Annotated in this window: 18 protein-coding genes; 12 read left to right on the top strand and 6 right to left on the bottom strand. The window is 56.1% G+C overall.

What is annotated here, in order from left to right; all coding sequences use genetic code 11:
* Window positions 1-56: 56 nt before the first annotated feature.
* The 5 genes from DXT88_RS09365 to rpsF all read right to left on the bottom strand — a co-directional run bounded on the left by DXT88_RS09365 (window position 57) and on the right by rpsF (window position 3,127).
* Window positions 57-1,454, bottom strand: coding sequence for a replicative DNA helicase (locus DXT88_RS09365; protein ID WP_407649298.1), 1,398 nt, complete (start codon window positions 1,452-1,454; stop codon window positions 57-59).
* Window positions 1,455-1,635: 181 nt separating this feature from the next.
* Window positions 1,636-2,088, bottom strand: a complete 453-nt coding sequence (gene rplI, locus DXT88_RS09360; RefSeq protein ID WP_265212923.1) for a 50S ribosomal protein L9 — start codon at window positions 2,086-2,088, stop codon at window positions 1,636-1,638.
* A gap of 26 nt (window positions 2,089-2,114) precedes the next feature.
* Entirely contained in the window at window positions 2,115-2,399 is a 285-nt protein-coding gene (gene rpsR, locus DXT88_RS09355) for a 30S ribosomal protein S18 (protein ID WP_007882558.1), read from the bottom strand.
* Between the two features lie 33 nt (window positions 2,400-2,432).
* Window positions 2,433-2,726 carry a primosomal replication protein N gene (gene priB, locus DXT88_RS09350; RefSeq protein WP_265212918.1) on the bottom strand — a complete coding sequence of 98 codons (294 nt, stop codon included), beginning with the start codon at window positions 2,724-2,726 and terminating at the stop codon, window positions 2,433-2,435.
* A 32-nt stretch (window positions 2,727-2,758) separates the two neighbouring features.
* Complete coding sequence (gene rpsF / locus DXT88_RS09345; protein WP_016833918.1) at window positions 2,759-3,127, bottom strand: 30S ribosomal protein S6; 369 nt, start codon at window positions 3,125-3,127, stop codon at window positions 2,759-2,761.
* 251 nt (window positions 3,128-3,378) lie between these two features.
* Here rpsF and lexA point away from each other — a divergent pair, with 251 nt between their 5' ends.
* The 10 genes from lexA (at window position 3,379) to DXT88_RS09295 (ending at window position 13,470) form a co-directional block, all read left to right on the top strand.
* Entirely contained in the window at window positions 3,379-4,029 is a 651-nt protein-coding gene (lexA, locus tag DXT88_RS09340) for a transcriptional repressor LexA (RefSeq protein ID WP_265212915.1), read from the top strand.
* 184 nt (window positions 4,030-4,213) lie between these two features.
* Window positions 4,214-6,181, top strand: a complete 1,968-nt coding sequence (locus tag DXT88_RS09335; protein WP_265212912.1) for a tetratricopeptide repeat protein — start codon at window positions 4,214-4,216, stop codon at window positions 6,179-6,181.
* A gap of 337 nt (window positions 6,182-6,518) precedes the next feature.
* Window positions 6,519-7,607, top strand: a complete 1,089-nt coding sequence (locus DXT88_RS09330) for a flagellin N-terminal helical domain-containing protein (protein ID WP_116435561.1) — start codon at window positions 6,519-6,521, stop codon at window positions 7,605-7,607.
* Window positions 7,608-7,684: 77 nt separating this feature from the next.
* A complete protein-coding gene (locus tag DXT88_RS09325; protein WP_265212908.1) occupies window positions 7,685-8,044 on the top strand; it encodes a flagellar protein FlaG in 360 nt (119 codons plus the stop codon).
* 233 nt (window positions 8,045-8,277) lie between these two features.
* Window positions 8,278-10,347: a flagellar filament capping protein FliD gene (gene fliD / locus DXT88_RS09320; protein WP_265212906.1), complete on the top strand. Its 2,070-nt coding sequence runs from the start codon at window positions 8,278-8,280 to the stop codon at window positions 10,345-10,347.
* A 26-nt stretch (window positions 10,348-10,373) separates the two neighbouring features.
* Window positions 10,374-10,793: a flagellar export chaperone FliS gene (fliS, locus tag DXT88_RS09315; RefSeq protein WP_265212904.1), complete on the top strand. Its 420-nt coding sequence runs from the start codon at window positions 10,374-10,376 to the stop codon at window positions 10,791-10,793.
* A gap of 52 nt (window positions 10,794-10,845) precedes the next feature.
* Window positions 10,846-11,181 (top strand): flagellar protein FliT, encoded by a 336-nt coding sequence (locus DXT88_RS09310; protein ID WP_016833925.1) that lies wholly within the window; start codon window positions 10,846-10,848, stop codon window positions 11,179-11,181.
* A gap of 2 nt (window positions 11,182-11,183) precedes the next feature.
* Window positions 11,184-12,359 carry a flagellar hook-length control protein FliK gene (fliK, locus tag DXT88_RS09305; protein WP_265212903.1) on the top strand — a complete coding sequence of 392 codons (1,176 nt, stop codon included), beginning with the start codon at window positions 11,184-11,186 and terminating at the stop codon, window positions 12,357-12,359.
* Window positions 12,346-12,633 (top strand): EscU/YscU/HrcU family type III secretion system export apparatus switch protein, encoded by a 288-nt coding sequence (locus DXT88_RS09300; RefSeq protein WP_016833927.1) that lies wholly within the window; start codon window positions 12,346-12,348, stop codon window positions 12,631-12,633. Before fliK ends, DXT88_RS09300 begins: the two co-directional genes overlap by 14 nt.
* 81 nt (window positions 12,634-12,714) lie before the next feature.
* On the top strand, window positions 12,715-13,470 hold the full coding sequence (locus DXT88_RS09295) for a flagellar brake protein (protein ID WP_016833928.1): 756 nt from the start codon (window positions 12,715-12,717) through the stop codon (window positions 13,468-13,470).
* Between the two features lie 123 nt (window positions 13,471-13,593).
* Here DXT88_RS09295 and fliE read toward each other — a convergent pair whose 3' ends face one another.
* Window positions 13,594-13,935 carry a flagellar hook-basal body complex protein FliE gene (gene fliE / locus DXT88_RS09290; RefSeq protein ID WP_016833929.1) on the bottom strand — a complete coding sequence of 114 codons (342 nt, stop codon included), beginning with the start codon at window positions 13,933-13,935 and terminating at the stop codon, window positions 13,594-13,596.
* A gap of 268 nt (window positions 13,936-14,203) precedes the next feature.
* Here fliE and fliF point away from each other — a divergent pair, with 268 nt between their 5' ends.
* A complete protein-coding gene (gene fliF / locus DXT88_RS09285; RefSeq protein ID WP_029363368.1) occupies window positions 14,204-15,967 on the top strand; it encodes a flagellar basal-body MS-ring/collar protein FliF in 1,764 nt (587 codons plus the stop codon).
* Window positions 15,960-16,955: a flagellar motor switch protein FliG gene (gene fliG, locus DXT88_RS09280; RefSeq protein WP_016833934.1), complete on the top strand. Its 996-nt coding sequence runs from the start codon at window positions 15,960-15,962 to the stop codon at window positions 16,953-16,955. The genes fliF and fliG overlap by 8 nt, the downstream gene beginning before the upstream one ends.
* Window positions 16,956-17,004: the final 49 nt, after the last annotated feature.

The raw sequence follows: 17,004 nt of genomic DNA, 5'->3' as shown, positions 1-17,004 counted from the left end.
GAAAAGCGACCTTCATTGTCCGCGCAGCCCGGGGCTGAGCGATGCACCGCGTCGCGTCAGTCGCCGCCGTAAGGCGACGCCAGGCTGCCGACGTAGTTGTCATACTTGGTAAATTGCCCCAGGAAGGCAAGGCGAATACTGCCGATCGGACCGTTACGCTGTTTGCCGATGATGATTTCAGCGGTGCCCTTGTCCGGCGAATCGGGATTGTAAACTTCGTCGCGATAAATGAACAAAATCACGTCGGCATCCTGCTCGATAGCGCCGGATTCGCGCAAGTCCGACATCACGGGACGTTTGTTGGGACGTTGTTCCAGCGCACGGTTCAACTGCGACAAGGCGATCACCGGACAATTGAGTTCTTTGGCCAGCCCTTTCAGGCTTCGCGAAATTTCGGAAATTTCGGAGGCGCGATTTTCACCGCTGTTGCTGCCGCCGTTGCCTGACATCAGTTGCAGGTAGTCGATGATGATCAGACCGAGCTTGCCGCATTGGCGCGCCAGGCGACGCGAGCGCGCACGCAATTCGATCGGGCTCAAGGCCGGTGTTTCATCGATGTAGAACTGCGCGTCGTTCATCTTCTGGATCGCATGCGTCAGGCGCGGCCAGTCTTCGTCGATCAGGCGGCCGGTACGCAGACGATGCTGGTCGAGACGGCCGACCGAGCCCAGCATACGCATGGCCAGCTGGGCGCCGCCCATTTCCATCGAGAACACGGCAACCGGCAGGCCGCTGTCGATGGCAACGTTTTCACCGATGTTGATGGAAAATGCGGTTTTACCCATGGAAGGACGGCCGGCGACGATGATCAGATCGCCCGGCTGCAAGCCGGAAGTCATCTTGTCGAGATCAATGAAGCCGGTCGGCACACCAGTGATGTCGCTGGTGCTGTCGCGGTTGTACAGTTCGTCGATGCGCTCGACCACCTGGGTCAGCAGCGGCTGGATCGACAGGAAGCCTTGCGAGCCGCGCGAGCCCTCTTCCGCAATCGCGAAAATCTTGGATTCCGCTTCGTCGAGCATCTGTTTGACGTTCTTGCCCTGCGGATGGAAAGCATCGCCTGAAATCTCATCCGACACCGTGATCAGCTTGCGCAGGATGCCGCGGTCGCGCACGATCTCTGCATAGCGGCGGATATTCGCCGCCGACGGCGTATTTTGCGCCAGCGCGTTGAGATAGCTCAGGCCGCCCACCTCTTCGGCCTTGCCGCTGGTGGACATCGCTTCATAGACCGTGATCACGTCGGCCGGCTTGCTTTCGTTGATCAGCTTGACGATGTGCTGGAAGATGATGCGGTGATCGTAGCGATAGAAATCTTCTGCGCTGACAAAGTCGGCAATACGATCCCACGCGGCGTTGTCGAGCAGCAAACCGCCAAGGACGGATTGTTCGGCTTCGATGGAGTGCGGCGGGACGCGCAGGGATTCTAGTTGCGGATCGGGAGATGCGTTCATGGCGCGCATTATACCTGCTAAGAGTAGTCGCTTCAGGTGCGGTGGCGAATTAGCCGGCGGTTTTACAAACTACGATCAGACTTGCGCCGGTCCCGGCATGACGCAACAAGACCGACAAAATAAAAAAGCCAGGCGAACCCGGCTTCTTTATCAAAACAGATGGAACGATCGGCGTAATGAATTACGCGTGATCGCCCGTAACAGCAACAGTCACGTCAACCACGACGTCGGTGTGCAGAGCCACCGAAACAGCGTGATCGCCAACGATCTTCAGAGGACCTTGCGGCAGGCGAACTTGCGCCTTTTCGACCGGGAAACCTTGCTTTGTCAGCGCATCAGCGATGTCAAAGTTGGTCACGGAACCGAACAGACGACCGTCAACGCCGGACTTCTGGGTGATCTTGACTGTCAGGCCGGCCAGCTTTTCGCCTTGGGCTTGTGCAGCTGCCAGCTTTTCAGCGGCGGCCTTTTCCAGCTCGGCGCGCTTCGCTTCGAATTCGGCGATGGCGGCTGCTGTGGCGCGGCGCGCCATGCGTTGCGGGATCAGGAAGTTACGTGCGTAACCGTCCTTGACGCGGACGACTTCGCCCAGACCACCGAGATTAACGACTTTTTCCAACAGAATGACTTGCATGTTTTTCTCCTATATCTCGTCGTCAATTACGCGTTGTGCAGATCTGTGTATGGCAGCAACGCGAGGTAGCGTGCGCGCTTGATCGCGGTGTCAACTTGACGCTGATAGTGTGCCTTGGTGCCGGTCAGACGTGCTGGCATGATCTTGCCGTTTTCTTGCACGAAATCCTTCAGGGTGTCGACGTCTTTGTAATCGACTTGCTCAACACCTGCTGCGGTGAAACGGCAGAATTTTTTACGCTTGAACAGCGGGTTTTGCTGTTGACGTTTTTGCTTCAACTTGCTTTTATCGAACTTTTTACCGAATGCCATTTTGCGGCTCCTGATATCTAAAATTGAGTGGTTCTAAACTACAGATTCAAAATCAACGATGTGAAACACGATGCTTTTGCTATTGCGATTCCTGCGCGCCATGAAACCGGTGAACTTGAACATCTCGCCGAGACCGGCCCGGTTAAGCCGACCTGAAATTTCGCCTGCAGCGAATGCAGTGATTTCAAACTCGACCAACCTCTTGATGCCCGCTTCCGTCTGTTCCGATTGGTGCTGCAACTTCGCAGTCACTACCGGAATGCCTGCCGGGGTGTAACGTATGACGTCACGCTCGGCGATACTGGCGACAAACTGAAAGTGATTCACGCTCCCTGGTGCTTTTCTCGCAATGTCAGCAATTAAGCCGCTGGTGCTTCTGCGCGATTGCTCTTTACTGCGTCTTCCTTCTGGACAGCCTTCAGGATTGGCGAAGGACCGGTTTCGGCCTTCTTCATCTTGACTGTCAGGTGACGCAACACTGCATCGTTGAACTTGAAGCCGGTTTCGATTTCGGCCAGAGTTTCGCCGTCAACTTCGATATTCAGGCAAACATAGTGTGCTTTTGCCAGTTTTTGGATTTGGTACGCCAATTGACGGCGGCCCCAATCTTCGACACGGTGAATCTTGCCGCCGCGTGCAGTAACGATGCCCTTGTAACGCTCGATCATCGCTGGAACTTGCTCGCTTTGGTCCGGATGGACGATAAATACGATTTCATAATGACGCATGTAGACTCCTTTATGGACTGATTAACAAATCGCCCACCTCGGCGTCAAGACGAGTGTGGGAAGAGGAAAGCCCGCAATCATATACCAGAATGCCAAAAACCTCAATGCTTTCAGGCATTTGCCGTGGAACGGCGCCCACAGAGCAAAAATTGCCGATGACATGATTTCAATATTGCAGATTGACACTGCTTTATAACTGTATAAAAATACAGACTGTTTATGCAACCAGCATAACTTCCCCGAAAGTCGACATGCTCAAACTGACCGCTCGCCAGGAACAGATCCTGAATCTGATCAAAGACGCCATCGAAAACACCGGCTTCCCGCCGACGCGCGCAGAAATCGCCAATGAGCTCGGCTTCCGCTCGGCCAACGCCGCCGAAGAACACTTGCAGGCGCTGGCCCGCAAAGGCGCCATTGAAATTTCTCCCGGCACCTCGCGCGGCATCCGCCTGCGAGACGGATCGGCGGGCAACCCGGGTCGTCAGATGGCCCTCCCGCACCCTGCCCTGATGCAGTTGTCGCTACCGCTGGTCGGCCGCGTCGCCGCCGGCTCGCCGATCCTGGCGCAGGAGCATATCGAAACCAATTACACCGTCGACCCGGCGCTGTTCTCGGCAAAACCCGACTATCTGCTGAAGGTGCGCGGCATGTCGATGCGCGACGCCGGCATCCTGGACGGTGATTTGCTGGCGGTAAAGAAAGCCGATCAGGCCCGCAACGGCCAGATCGTCGTGGCGCGAATCGGCGACGACGTCACGGTCAAGCGCTATCGCAAGACCGGCTCGCTGATTGAACTGCTGCCTGAAAATCCCGACTTCAAGGTGATCAAGGTCTCTTCCGAAGAAGAAAATTTTGCCTTGGAAGGCTTGGCGGTAGGTTTATTGCGTAGCTGGAACTGATTCCGTTTCAGACCCTGCTCGAACTAAAGCTCGCTAAATCGCGGGCTTTTTTTACGTCTGTTTGCCAGATCGAAACCAGAATTGCATCATATGATACGCATAGCTTATTGCGACCGGCAAAGCAAGGCAGATGGCGCCCTTCCTTTGCACGGCAGCACAATCATTCAATCCGGTAAGGAATCACATGTCAACGCGTAGCAGCAACAAGCCCGCCAACAAGAGCGCTCAACCCAACGTCAAAGATCTCCTGGCTGTAAGAGAATGCCTGAGCTTGCTGGACGATCACAAGGTCGACGAGGCAAAAGTACTGTGCGCCCAAGTACTCAAGCGCGCGCCGAACCTGGTCTATGCTAACCATGCCTGGGGCTTAATCGCGATGCATAAAAATGACTATGTCACGGCAGAGGTCGCCCTGCGCAAAGCCGTGGCGGCAGATCCGGCAAATTCCGAGTACGTTGCCAACTTGGCCACCGCCGTTCTTAACCAGGATAGGATCGAGGATTCCATCGCGCTGTACGAGGAAGCCATCAAGCTTAACAGCGAAAACAAAGATGCGCGCATTGGCCTAGCCAATGCCTTGCACGAAAAGAACGATCCGGATGCCTCAATCGCCTATTTCGAGGACGCCGTCAAACGCAATCCCGATGCGCCCGGCCCGCTGTCTCACTTGGGCAAGGCCTTGATCGATGCAAAGCAATACAAAGAGGCCGTCGGCGTTCTGTTCAAGTCCTTGCAACTGCAAATCAATTTTGCTCCGGCACACACTAATCTGGGCATTGCCTTTCAGGAAATGGACATGCTCAAGGATGCTCTGGAATGCCACAAGACCTCCCTGCTGCTGGACCCGACCGACATCTACGCGCAAAACAAGATAGCCGACACGTACATCAAGCAAAAAGACTACGACAAAGCTAACGAACACTATCAGCGCGTCCTTGAGCTTGCCCCCAAGGATCCGAACAGCTATACCAAACTCGCATCGAGCCTGTTTACCTATCAGGATCGCTATGAAGAGGCTATGGCATTGTTCCATCAAGCACTTGAGGTCGACCCAAAGCATCCGGTGACGCTCAATAATATCGGCGCGACGATGTATGACTACGGCGAAACGGTGTCATCCTTGCAATATTTCAAGGATGCGCTCGCACTCAAGCCCAACTATCTGACTGCCCAACACAATCTTGCTCTCGGGCAATTACTGGCCGGCGATCTGAAGGATGGCTGGGCCAATCATGAGAGTCGCCTGGAAGTCAAAGAGCGTCGCTACGTCTATAAATTGATTCACAAGCTGTTCGGACTGATCCCGAAATGGGACGGCAAGTCCTCGCTGACAGGCAAATACATCTTGCTGATGCATGAACAAGGCTTCGGTGACAGCATTCAGTTCGTACGCTACGTCCACAAGCTGCTGGAGCAAGGCGCCCGCGTGGCGCTGCATGTCAAGGATCCGCTTGCCCGCCTGTTCCGCAGCGTGTCCGATCAGGTGACGCTGGTGCGCGAGAACGACCCGCTGCCCAAATGCGACTGTGCTTACGTGCTGATGAGCCTGCCGCACGCGCTAGGTACCGATCGCATCGAAGACATCCCGTCTTACCCGTTCTATTTGTCCGCCGATCCGCAAGACATCAAGAGCTGGAAAAACAAGATGGACATGCTCGCCGGAAACACCAACGATCTGCGCGTCGGCTTCGTCTGGGCAGGCAACCCGGAGCACGGCAACGACCGGAAACGTTCGATCCCGCTTGAGACCTTTGCCCCGTTATTTAATACACCTGGCGTCCAGTTTTTCTCCATCCAGAAAGGACTGGCCACGCCTGAGTTGGCCAAGCTTCCTCAAGGACTGCCTGTATACAATATAGGCGACGCCTTTAACGACTTTGCCGATACGGCTGCGGCCATGGCCAATCTGGACCTGATTATCAGTGTCGACACCTCGGTAGTTCATTTGGCCGGCGCGCTCGGCCGGCCCACCTGGACGTTGCTCGCCCACACGCCGGACTGGCGCTGGCTAAACGACCGGGAAGACTCGCCTTGGTATCCGAGCATGCGCCTGTTCCGCCAACAAACCCGCAGCGACTGGCCGACCGTTATTAATAAAGTGGCTTTGGAGCTAGCAATCTTGGCGCAAGAAAACAAGAAAAGCATCGCCTAATCAACGACTTGCCGCATCCATTCGATACGGCAAGTCTCGGAAGACACCTCTCAACAGTCCAGCACAAACTTCTTGCGCATCAAAATTGGAACTTTTCCAATAATACTCACTAAAGTTTTCTTAAATAGCGTCGAAATAAGATTTGCTTGACGTATGGAAGCACGCAGTTTTAGGTCGGACAGCATTGGAAAAATTTTTTTGCGATAAACATTAAACTTTTTCCGATACCGTCCGATATAGCTAACAACAGCGGTTTGAACGCCTGAGGCTTTAGGTAAAAACCAAAGTTAAGCACTGAAACTCGGATTTATCGGCCTCAAATCTTAGGAGAATTAACATGGCATCAGTCATTAATACCAATATTGCGTCGCTTAACACGCAACGCAACCTCAACATGTCGCAATCGTCGTTGAATACTTCGATTCAACGTTTGTCTTCCGGTCTGCGCGTCAACAGCGCAAAGGACGACGCTGCAGGCCTGGCAATTGCCGACCGCATGAATGCTCAGGTCAAAGGCCTGGCAGTTGCGCAACGTAACGCCAACGACGGTATCTCCCTGGCTCAAACCGCTGAAGGCGCACTGAGCACAGTTACCGACAACCTGCAACGTATGCGCGAACTGGCGGTTCAAGCTTCCAACGGTTCGAACAGCGCTCAGGATCGCAAGACTCTGAACGACGAATACAAGCAACTGTCGGATGAAACGTTCCGTGTTCTGAACGGCACCAACTTCAACGGCCAAAACCTGTTCACAGGTATCGGTTCCGGCGCCAGCGCTGGCACAGGTTCCGACAACGCCAACGTGTCGGCTTCGCTGACACTGACTTTCCAAGTCGGCGCCAACGTTACCGACAACAAACTGAACGACCAAATCAGCATCTCGCTGTCCGACTTGTCGAACGACAAGACAATCTCGACAGTTATCGGTACCAGCGCCAAGGGTCTGATCGGTCTGGGCACCACTACTTCGGTTGACGCAGCTCAAGTGACTTACACTTCGGCTAAGGCTGCTCTGGACAACCTGTTCGCAACAGGTTCGACCATGACATCCACAGCACTGGCCGCTTCGGCTGTGACTCTGCAAAGCGCTATCGACACCGCCAAGCTGTCCCTGGACAAGGCAATTGCCGATCCATCGGCACAAAGCGATGCGCAAAAAGCGATCAAGAACCTGGACAACGCGATCAACCTGATCTCGTCCAAGCGTGCAGAGTTCGGTGCGGTCCAGAACCGCTTCAGCGCCGTTATCAGCAACTTGCAGATTTCGAGCGAAAACATCACCGCCTCGCGCAGCCGTATCATGGATACCGACTACGCGGCAGAAACTGCAAACCTCACACGTGCGCAAATTCTGCAACAAGCAGGCACGGCGATGCTCTCGCAGGCGAACTCCGCACCGCAAAGCGTCCTGTCTCTGTTGAAGTAGTCTTGAGAGCCATGTAGGATAATATGCGGAGAATATGTAAGTATTCTCCGCATATTCCTTGATGAAGGAGTAAGAACATGTCGATTTCCCCGCTTAATATCACAGCTGCAGGTGATTCCGGTTCGTACGCGCCGGTGCAGCCGTCCAATACAAAACCAGATCCAGTGGTATCGACAGTTGCGCCTGCAGCATCTCCGCAAGCACAACGTTCCACCGAAAGCGATGTGGCCGACGCCGTTGATAAATTGAATGACTTTGCAAGCAAAAATGCATCGGACCTCAATTTTTCGCGCGACAAGGAAACCGGTAAAACGATTGTGAAAGTTGTCGATACGGCAACCGACGTCGTCATTCGCCAGATTCCGACCGAAGAAGCGGTTGCCATCGCAAAGTCGATTGATAAGATGCAAGGTTTGTTGATCAATCACAAGGCGTAATTAAGTCTGCTACGAACTGTTGGAGCATTTAAAAATATTCATGCGCAAGTATAAAATTTGCGCATGGTATATTTCGCCCCGGTAGTTCATAACAGATTTTTATTTTCTGTTGCATGTCATCAGAACCCCATCAAGAGTTGACACTCAATTGATGTGAAGCCAGCCAGCTTTATCACTCTTGTCTGATTTCAGCATCGCATTTTGCGCTCAGCGCATAGATTTCAGGAGATAGCATGGCCACCTCTACCGGGACAATCTCGACCTCGGCAGGTCCTCTCGACGTAGCGACCCTCGTTTCCAAACTGATGGGTGCTGAGGCCAAGGTTCTCGATCCGCTCACCTCGCAAGCCAGCAGCTATAACAGCCTGATTTCCGCTTACGGCAATCTGAAAAATTCGGTTTCCACCTATCAAAACGCACTGAAAGCCCTGACTGCGGCAAGCTTTGCTGCGCAGAAGTCCAGCGTCTCCAATAGTGGCACCGGCACACCGCTGACGACCGATCCGTTCACGGCGGACGTCAACACCGACGATTCCACCAAGGTATTGGCGCAAAAGATCCAGTCTGCCGGTTACCCGAGCTCACAACAGTTCACTGCAGGCGACTCCGTCGCGATCAAGATCGGCACCAATCCGCCGACCTTCGTCACCTTGCAGGCAAATGCCACCCTGGCAGGCGTTCGGGATGCGATCAATGCCTCAAAAGCCGGCGTTACCGCCAGCATTGTCACTGACGGCACCGGCGATCACCTGGTCATGGAATCGAACACCGCCGGCACCGCCAATACCATCAAGGTGCAGGCAAACAACAGCCTTGCCGACCTGGCTTACGATCCCTCGAGCTCGAATCCGAGTACCGTGACGCAGATCCAGGCGCCCCGCGACGCAACCGCAGCAGCCTCCGGCACCTATTCCGTGTCGGTTTCGCAATTGGCTCAGGCGCAAAAGATTACTTCTACCGGTTTTGCTGCGGGCTACTCGTTCGATACGGGCATTCTGGCGATCAAGACCGGCACCGGCTCGACTGCGATCATCAAACCGGCAACCAACACGCTGGCCGGCGTACGCGACGCCATCAATGCGAGCGATGCAGGCGTGAGCGCGACCATCGTCAGCGACGGCACCGCAGCCCATCTGGTCCTTACGGCCAAGGACAGCGGTTCCGCCAATTCGATACGTGTCACCGGCACCGGCAGCTATTCGGCACTGACCTTCGACCCGAGCGGCAAGTATTCGTCGCCAGGTGTCGCCACAGGCCAGACGTATGACGCAGGCACAGGCGCATTGACGCTCAAAGTCGGCAATACGACCACCAATGTCGCCCTGTCCGGCGCGGGCAAAACCCTGCAGGACGTACGTGACGCAATCAATACCGCCAATGCCGGCGTGACCGCCAGCATCACCAATGACGGCACGCAAGACCATCTGGTTCTGACGCCATCCGGCACCGGCGCGACCAGCCCGGTGTCGTTGACGGGTACTGGCGACTTCGCCAATCTGTCCGGCAGCACCATGGGACAATTGCAAGCTGCGCAAGATGCGAAACTGAGCATTGATGGCACCCTCGTCACCAGTCCGTCGAATACCGTCAAGGACGCCATTTCGGGCGTGACGCTGAACCTGACCAAGGTCACTACAGCGGCTGACAATTTCTCGCTGACCATCTCCAACGACACGACGGGCGTGACCAGCACAGCGACCACGTTCGTTTCCGCCTACAATGCGCTCGCCAAGTCGATCACCGATCTCACCAAGCAGACGCCTGCAACCACGCTCGGCCAAGCAGGTACTTCTTCGCCGCTGGCAAGCGAATCGTCAGTGCAAAGCATCCTGACCCAGCTGCGCAGCGCCCTTCTGGGCAACGTTCCTGGCGGCAGCGGGATCAGTTCGCTGACCGACATCGGCATCGGCTTCCAGAAAGACGGCACGCTGGCGCTGGATGCGACCAAATTGTCGACTGCGACAACCAAGAATTTCGCCGGCATTGCCAATTTGTTCACATCGACAGCGACCACCAACGCCGACGGCACGACGACAGGAACCAATGGTATTTTGACCAATGTACAAAAATTGGTCGACGGCTTCCTCGCCGATGGCGGTATTATTGATACCAAGACCAAGGGATTGCAGGCCAGCCTGAAGATCAACACGGATCGCCAGACTGTCATCAACACCCGCTTGACCAGTTTGCAGGATCAATACACCAATCAGTTCAACGCACTGAACTTGACGCTGGCCAGCATGGCGGCTACGCAAAGCTATCTGACGCAGCAATTGGCCAATCTGCCCAAAGCCGGCAGCTGATCGTTAAGCGAACACAGGAGAGGATAATGTTCGGAACCATGCAACGGGGCGCAAACGCCTATGCGAATATCGGTGTCGAAACAGGTGTTATCGCAGCAAGTCCGCACAAGCTGATCACCATGCTGTTTGACGGCGCCATGGTTGCGATCGCGATGGGCCAGAAGTACATGAAGTCAGGCGACATCAAGAACAAGGGCGAATCGATCACCAAGGCCATCCTGATCATCGAGAGCGGTTTGCGCGCCAGCCTGAACAAGAACGTCGGCGGCGAAATCGCCATGAACCTCGACGCGCTGTACGAGTACATGGGGCGCCGCCTGCTCTCGGCGAATATTGAAAATTCGCAGGAAATTCTGGACGAAGTGCATGGCTTGCTCGATGGACTGCGTGAGGCATGGGAACAAATCACTCCAAATGCGGCCGATAGCGCCCAGGCAGCTGCCTGATCGCTGCAATCGACGATATTCTTCACTGATAGTCACCCGAAAGCAAAACACCATGGACGGTGCAGAAGTCATCTCACTTTACGAGTCGATTGCCGACCTGACCGACCAGATGCTGGCGGCGGCGCGCAAGGAAGATTGGGTCCTGCTGACCAAGCTTGAAGCAGACTGTGCCCATGTCGTCGACTTCCTCAAGCGCAATGAATTGGAGGTCGTGCTGAGTGACGACCGGCGTGACCGCAAGATCGAGATTCTGAAGAAAATCCTGGAAGACGATCGCGACATCCGCAAGCTCACCGAACCGGGCCTGCAAAAACTCTCCGCCCTGATCCAGAGCACCAGCACGGAGCGCAAACTGGCCAATACCTACGGCATGAATCAAAGAGGCTAGCAATGATTCCCCGGGCCGACATCTCCATGACCGTCCAGCCCGTAGCCGCCGTCGATGCGCCAACGGCGATAGTCTCCGTCGCCGACGCCAAACAGGAAGCCTTCAGCCGCCTCGCGCAAATCGCCAACGGCCAGCAATTGCAGGCCAAGGTCCTCTCGACCTACAACGACGGCACCTACCTCGTTCGCATCGCCAATACCGCGGCACGCATGGTCTTGCCGACCTCCACCCGCACTGGCGACACCTTGCAGCTGACCATGGTCGGCAAGGATCCGCGCCCGACCTTCCTGCTCACGGAAAGCAGCCGCGGCGAAGCAGAGGACGGCGATAGCACCGAAGTCTCGCTGAGTACCGCCGGCCGGGCGATGGAAAAGGACATGAAGTCGCTCAAGGCGGCTCAGCAAGGCCTCACCAACATTGTCACGCGCGACAATCAGCTGGAAGAAGGCGACGCCAAGAATGCAGCGCCAAGCCAGCTCGCCCCCGAAAGCACCAAGACCTCGCTCAGCAGCGCCGGCAAACTGGTCGACGCCCTGCTCCATGCCTCCGAAGAAAGCGACCTGCCCAGCGCTATCAAGCCCGGCAGTCCGCTGGTCGCAAATCCGAACAACACTCCGCAACTGGCTGGCGCCCTGCGCGATTCCGTGGCTCTTAGCGGCGCTTTTTACGAATCCCATGTCGCCGAATGGGCCGACGGCAAGCGGCCGATGACCGAGCTGCTCAAAGAGCCGCAGGCGCAACTGGGCCAGCAGACCCAGAGCGGCGTCTCCAGCCTGCTGAATACTACCGACCCCGCCAATACGCAATTGGGCCAACTGATCAACCTGCAACTCAATGCGCTTGAGCAGCAACGCGTCGTCTGGCACGGCGAAGTCTGGCCGGGCCAGCAAATGGAATGGGAAATCAACCGGGACAGCCCCGACCAGCAACAGCAAAACACGCTGGAAGACGAACACGCGCCCTCCTGGCACAGTGTGGTGCGCTTCAACTTCGAACATCTGGGGTCGGTGTCGGCCTCGATACGCTTGATTGGCCAGCAAATCCATATGCAGGTGCGCACCGACAACGACGTCACGGCGGCTGCATTGCGCGCCAACGGCAGCATGCTGGCCGATTCCATGGAAGCAGCCGGATCCTCACTCGACTCCCTGATTGTGAAACGGGATGAACAAGCCTAAGCTTCCCTTCCAGAATGCCGTTGCACTGGCCTACAACACCAATCAGGCCGCGCCCAAGGTTGTCGCGAAAGGCAGCGGCCTGGTCGCGGAAGCCATCATTGCGCGCGCCAGGGAAAGCGGCGTATTTGTGCATGAATCAAAGGAACTCGTCTCGCTGCTGATGCAGGTTGATCTCGACCAGCAAATTCCTCCCGCGCTGTATCGTGCCGTGGCGGAACTTTTGGCATGGTTGTATCGCATTGAAAATATGCAATTGGACCGCAGTGATGTATGATTAGAGGTTAGATTAAATACTGTCCTTTTGGGATATAAGTCTACCCTTTTATCCTTTGATTCGAGACGCATAGACGCACAGATGGCAAATACCGACGAGATTAAAGACGACAGCCCGTACCGCGTACATTCGCGCCGGGAAATCGTGTCCCTGCTGAATAGCATGATGGAGCGCAATCAGTTGCTGAGCCTGCTCATCAAGGGCGGTTCAGAGTCTATTATCACGTCGATTCTGGACATTGATGAAGGTCAGAACAGTGTCGTTATCGACGCGGCTCCGAGCGCCTCGCTCAACCTGAGCATTCTGCAAAGTAATCGCATCGGCTTTGAGGCGCTGTACAACAACATCCGCATCACGTTCAATGTCGACAAGGCAAAGCATTGCGAGTTTCAGTCGCGTCCCGCCCTCAAGATCGACATCCCTGAAAGCCTGGTGCGCCTGCAGCGCCGCGAATATTTCCGCATTCCGACACCGATCGCCAAGCCCTTGCGCTGCACCTTCCGCGTGACGCAGGATGACGGCTCGTTTACCACCATCGTCACCTTGCTTAACAACATCAGTGCCGGCGGTGTCGGCTTGACTGATGAAAAGAAGATTCTGGACAGCACTGTTGGTCGCATCTACGAAGATGTATCGCTGGAAATGACGGACAACACGATCGTGACCGTCAAATTGGTGGTGCGCGATTGCAAGGAAGCCAAGCTGGCTTCGGGCAAGACCGTCAATCGTTTCGGCTGCGAATTCGTCGACCTTCCTCGCGCTGTTCTGGCTGCGGTGCAACGCTTCATCACCAAGCTGGAACGCGAACAGAATGCCAAAGCATCAGGCATGATGTAAGCCATCCGGATAAGCGAGAATGAATACGCGTCGCGCAATAAAAAAGAGCTGCCAAGGCAGCTCTTTTTTATTGCGCTCCAGCAAGGCACAGCAGCTGGATTGCACCAAAACATTCCCTTACCGTCACACCTGCATCGTCATGATGTCGCGATAGGCCGAAACCAGCTTGTTGCGCACCTGAAGACTGGTCTGGAACGAGATGCTGGATTTCTGCATCGCAATCATGACATCAGACAAATTGATGTTGTCGTCGCCCATGGAAAAGGCTTCGGACATTTTCTTGGATTTTTCTTGCGAGGCACTCACTTCATCGAGCGAATTTTTCAGAACGCTGGCAAAATCCACCCTTTGAGCAGGTTTTTCACCGCCGGTGATACTTTCCACCGGCGCAACATTTCCCTGGGCGCGCGCAGCAGCAGCCTTCAACTGGGAGACCATCGCTTCAATCCTGCTGGTATCGATCATACTTGTTGCCAATTTTGCACCCCTTCGAATTCAGTCAAGCATCTGTGATCGCGCATCGCAATCACACTTCTCGCTTCTACAACGGCAGATTAGCATGCCATCCCCTGCATTTCGCACCAATAAGCGGGGAAATAGCCATTCTGTTCCAGAGATCAAATTTTCGCTCTGGCAGGACAATCCACACTAAGCAAAAAACCTATATGGGTAGGGAAGCAGTGAAGCAAATCACACATAGCCACAAGCTCGGCAGCACATGCAAGGGGAAATCATGGCGGTAGCAGCCGATGGCACGCTGACCAACGACAGCAACGCCACAGCCACGGAAGGCACGACTTCGGGCGAACATTCGTCCCAGGAGCCGCCGCGCAACGGCGTCGTCCGCTATGCGCAGTCGCCTCAGGGGCGCCGCGTTGTTCTGATGGTTGCAGCAGCAGCGGTCATCGCCTTGATGATCGGCATCTGGATGTGGAGTCAGAAGACCGAATACCGGGTCCTGTTCTCCAACTTCTCCGACCGCGACGGCGGCGCCATCGTCGCGTCGCTGCAGCAGATGAACGTGCCGTACAAATATTCCGAAGGCGGCAGCGCCATTCTGGTGCCCGAAACCATGGTGCATGACGCACGCCTGAAACTGGCGTCGCAAGGCCTGCCCAAGGGCGGCAACGTCGGTTTCGAACTGATGGAAAACCAGAAACTGGGCGTGTCCCAGTTCCTTGAGCAAGTCAACTTCCAGCGCGCCCTTGAAGGCGAACTGGCGCGCTCCATTCAATCGCTGTCGGCAGTTCAGGCCGCCCGTATTCACCTGGCCTTGCCCAAGGCGTCGGTGTTCGTGCGCGACCAGCAAAAGCCGACCGCCTCCGTCATCCTCAGCCTGTACCCGGGCCGCGGACTGGACCCTCAACAAGTCAGCGCCATCGTCCATCTGGTCGCCAGCAGCGTCCCGGAACTGTCGCCCAAGAGCGTAACGATCGTCGACCAGAACGGCAACCTGCTATCGGACACCACCAAGCAGCCCGCCAACGGCCTTGACCCGACCCAGCTCAAGTACGTCCAGGATCTGCAGCAAGACATCATCAAGCGCGTCGAGTCGATCATTGCGCCTATTGTCGGCACCGGCAACGTCCGCGCCGAAGCAACTGCGGACGTCGATTTCTCGCGCAGCGAACAAGCCGCCGAAACCTACAAGCCGAACCAGACTGCCGATACCGCCGCCGTTCGCAGCAAGCAAAGCAGCGAATCGCAAAACGGCAACTCCAGTACGTCCGGCATTCCAGGCGCCCTGACCAACCAGCCGCCCGCTCCTGCCACTGCACCGATCGTCAATCCGCCGGTCGCGGCAGGCGCGCCGGGCGCCGCCGGAACCGCTGCTGCACCGGCGACCAGTTCCGGCACCTCGCATAAAGACGCCACGATCAACTACGAAGTCGACAAGACCGTACGTTACGTCCAGCAACCGATGGGCGGCGTCAAGCGCCTGACGGTTGCGGTGGTGGTCAATTACAAGCGCACCACGGACCAGACCGGCAAGGTCGTGATGAAGCCCCTGACCGAAGCCGAGCGCAATCAGATCTCGGACCTGGTCAAGGAAGCGATGGGCTTCAACAAGGATCGCGGTGACTCGCTGAATGTGGTCAACACCCAATTCAGCAGCGAGATGGAGCCGGAATTGCCATTGTGGAAACAGCCGGACATGATCCAGCTGGCCAAGGAAATCGGCAAGTACGTCCTGCTGGCGGCCGTGCTGCTCTACCTCTACTTCGGCGTGTTGCGTCCGATCATCTGGAAACTGTCGGGCCGCGAAGAACGCGAAGCCAAGGAACGCGCCGAGGCCGAAGCCAAGGCTGCCGCCGAAGCCGCAGCAGCGATGTACGATCCGGACAATCCAGACGCCATCGTCGAGCTGTCGCCCGAAGCAGCAGAGGCCGATGCCCGCTCCGAGTACAAGAAGAATCTCGAATCCGTCAAGCAACTGGCCAAGTCCGATCCGAAACTGGTTGCAAGCATCATTAAGGCATGGGTGAACAATGAGTAACGAAGGCATTCAAAAAGGTGCCATCCTGATGCTGGCGCTGGGCGAGGACGAGGCCGCCGAAGTCATGAAGTACCTCGGCCCCAAGGAAGTCCAGAAGCTGGGCGCCGCGATGACGACCCTGAAAAACATCAGCTTCGAGGAAATCAACGGCGTTCTCGACGACTTCCTGGCGCAAACCGGCCAGGCCTCGTCGATCGGCCTCGATTCGGATGAATACATCCGCAGCGTGCTGACCAAGGCGCTGGGCGACGACAAGGCCACATCCCTGCTCAACCGCATCCTGGGCGGTCGCGATGCCAGCGGTATCGAAAGCCTCAAATGGATGGATGCGCAATCGGTCGCTGAACTTATCCGCAACGAACATCCTCAGATTATTGCAACGATCCTGGTTCACCTCGAACGCGATCATGCTTGCGATATTCTGAACAATTTCACCGAGCGCCTCCGCAACGACGTGATCCTGCGTATCGCAACCCTGGATGGCGTGCAGCCGACCGCATTGCGCGAACTGAACGACGTCCTGACCAAGCTGCTGACCGGCAACGAAAGCCTGAAGAAGCAACAAATGGGCGGTATCCGCACTGCCGCGGAAATCCTCAACTTCATGTCGGGCGAGAGCGAAACATCGGTGATGAGCAACCTGCGCGCCTATGACGAAGACATGGCGCAAAAGATCATGGACGAAATGTTCGTGTTCGAAAACATCATCGACATCGACGGCCGCGGCATCCAGCTGCTGCTGCGCGAAGTGCAATCGGAATCGCTCATCGTCGCACTCAAGGGCGCTTCGCAAGCGCTGCGCGACAAGATTTTCGGCAACATGTCGCAACGTGCTGCGGAAATGATGCGGGAAGACCTGGAGTCCAAGGGACCTGTGCGCCTGTCGGAAGTCGACGCGCAACAAAAGGCCATCCTCCAAATCGTCCGCCGCCTGGCCGACGAAGGCCAGATCGTGCTCGGCGCGAAGGGCGAAGATGCATTCGTCTAACGCCGCTGCGACCGGCGCATGCCGCCTCCAAGGCCGCATGACGTCGATC

The sequence above is a fragment of the Herbaspirillum lusitanum genome, from assembly GCF_026127345.1.
Classification (GTDB): Bacteria; Pseudomonadota; Gammaproteobacteria; order Burkholderiales; family Burkholderiaceae_D; genus Herbaspirillum; species Herbaspirillum lusitanum.
The sequence above is the reverse complement of the archived record's forward strand: the minus strand, read 5'-3'. Positions and strand labels throughout refer to the sequence as shown.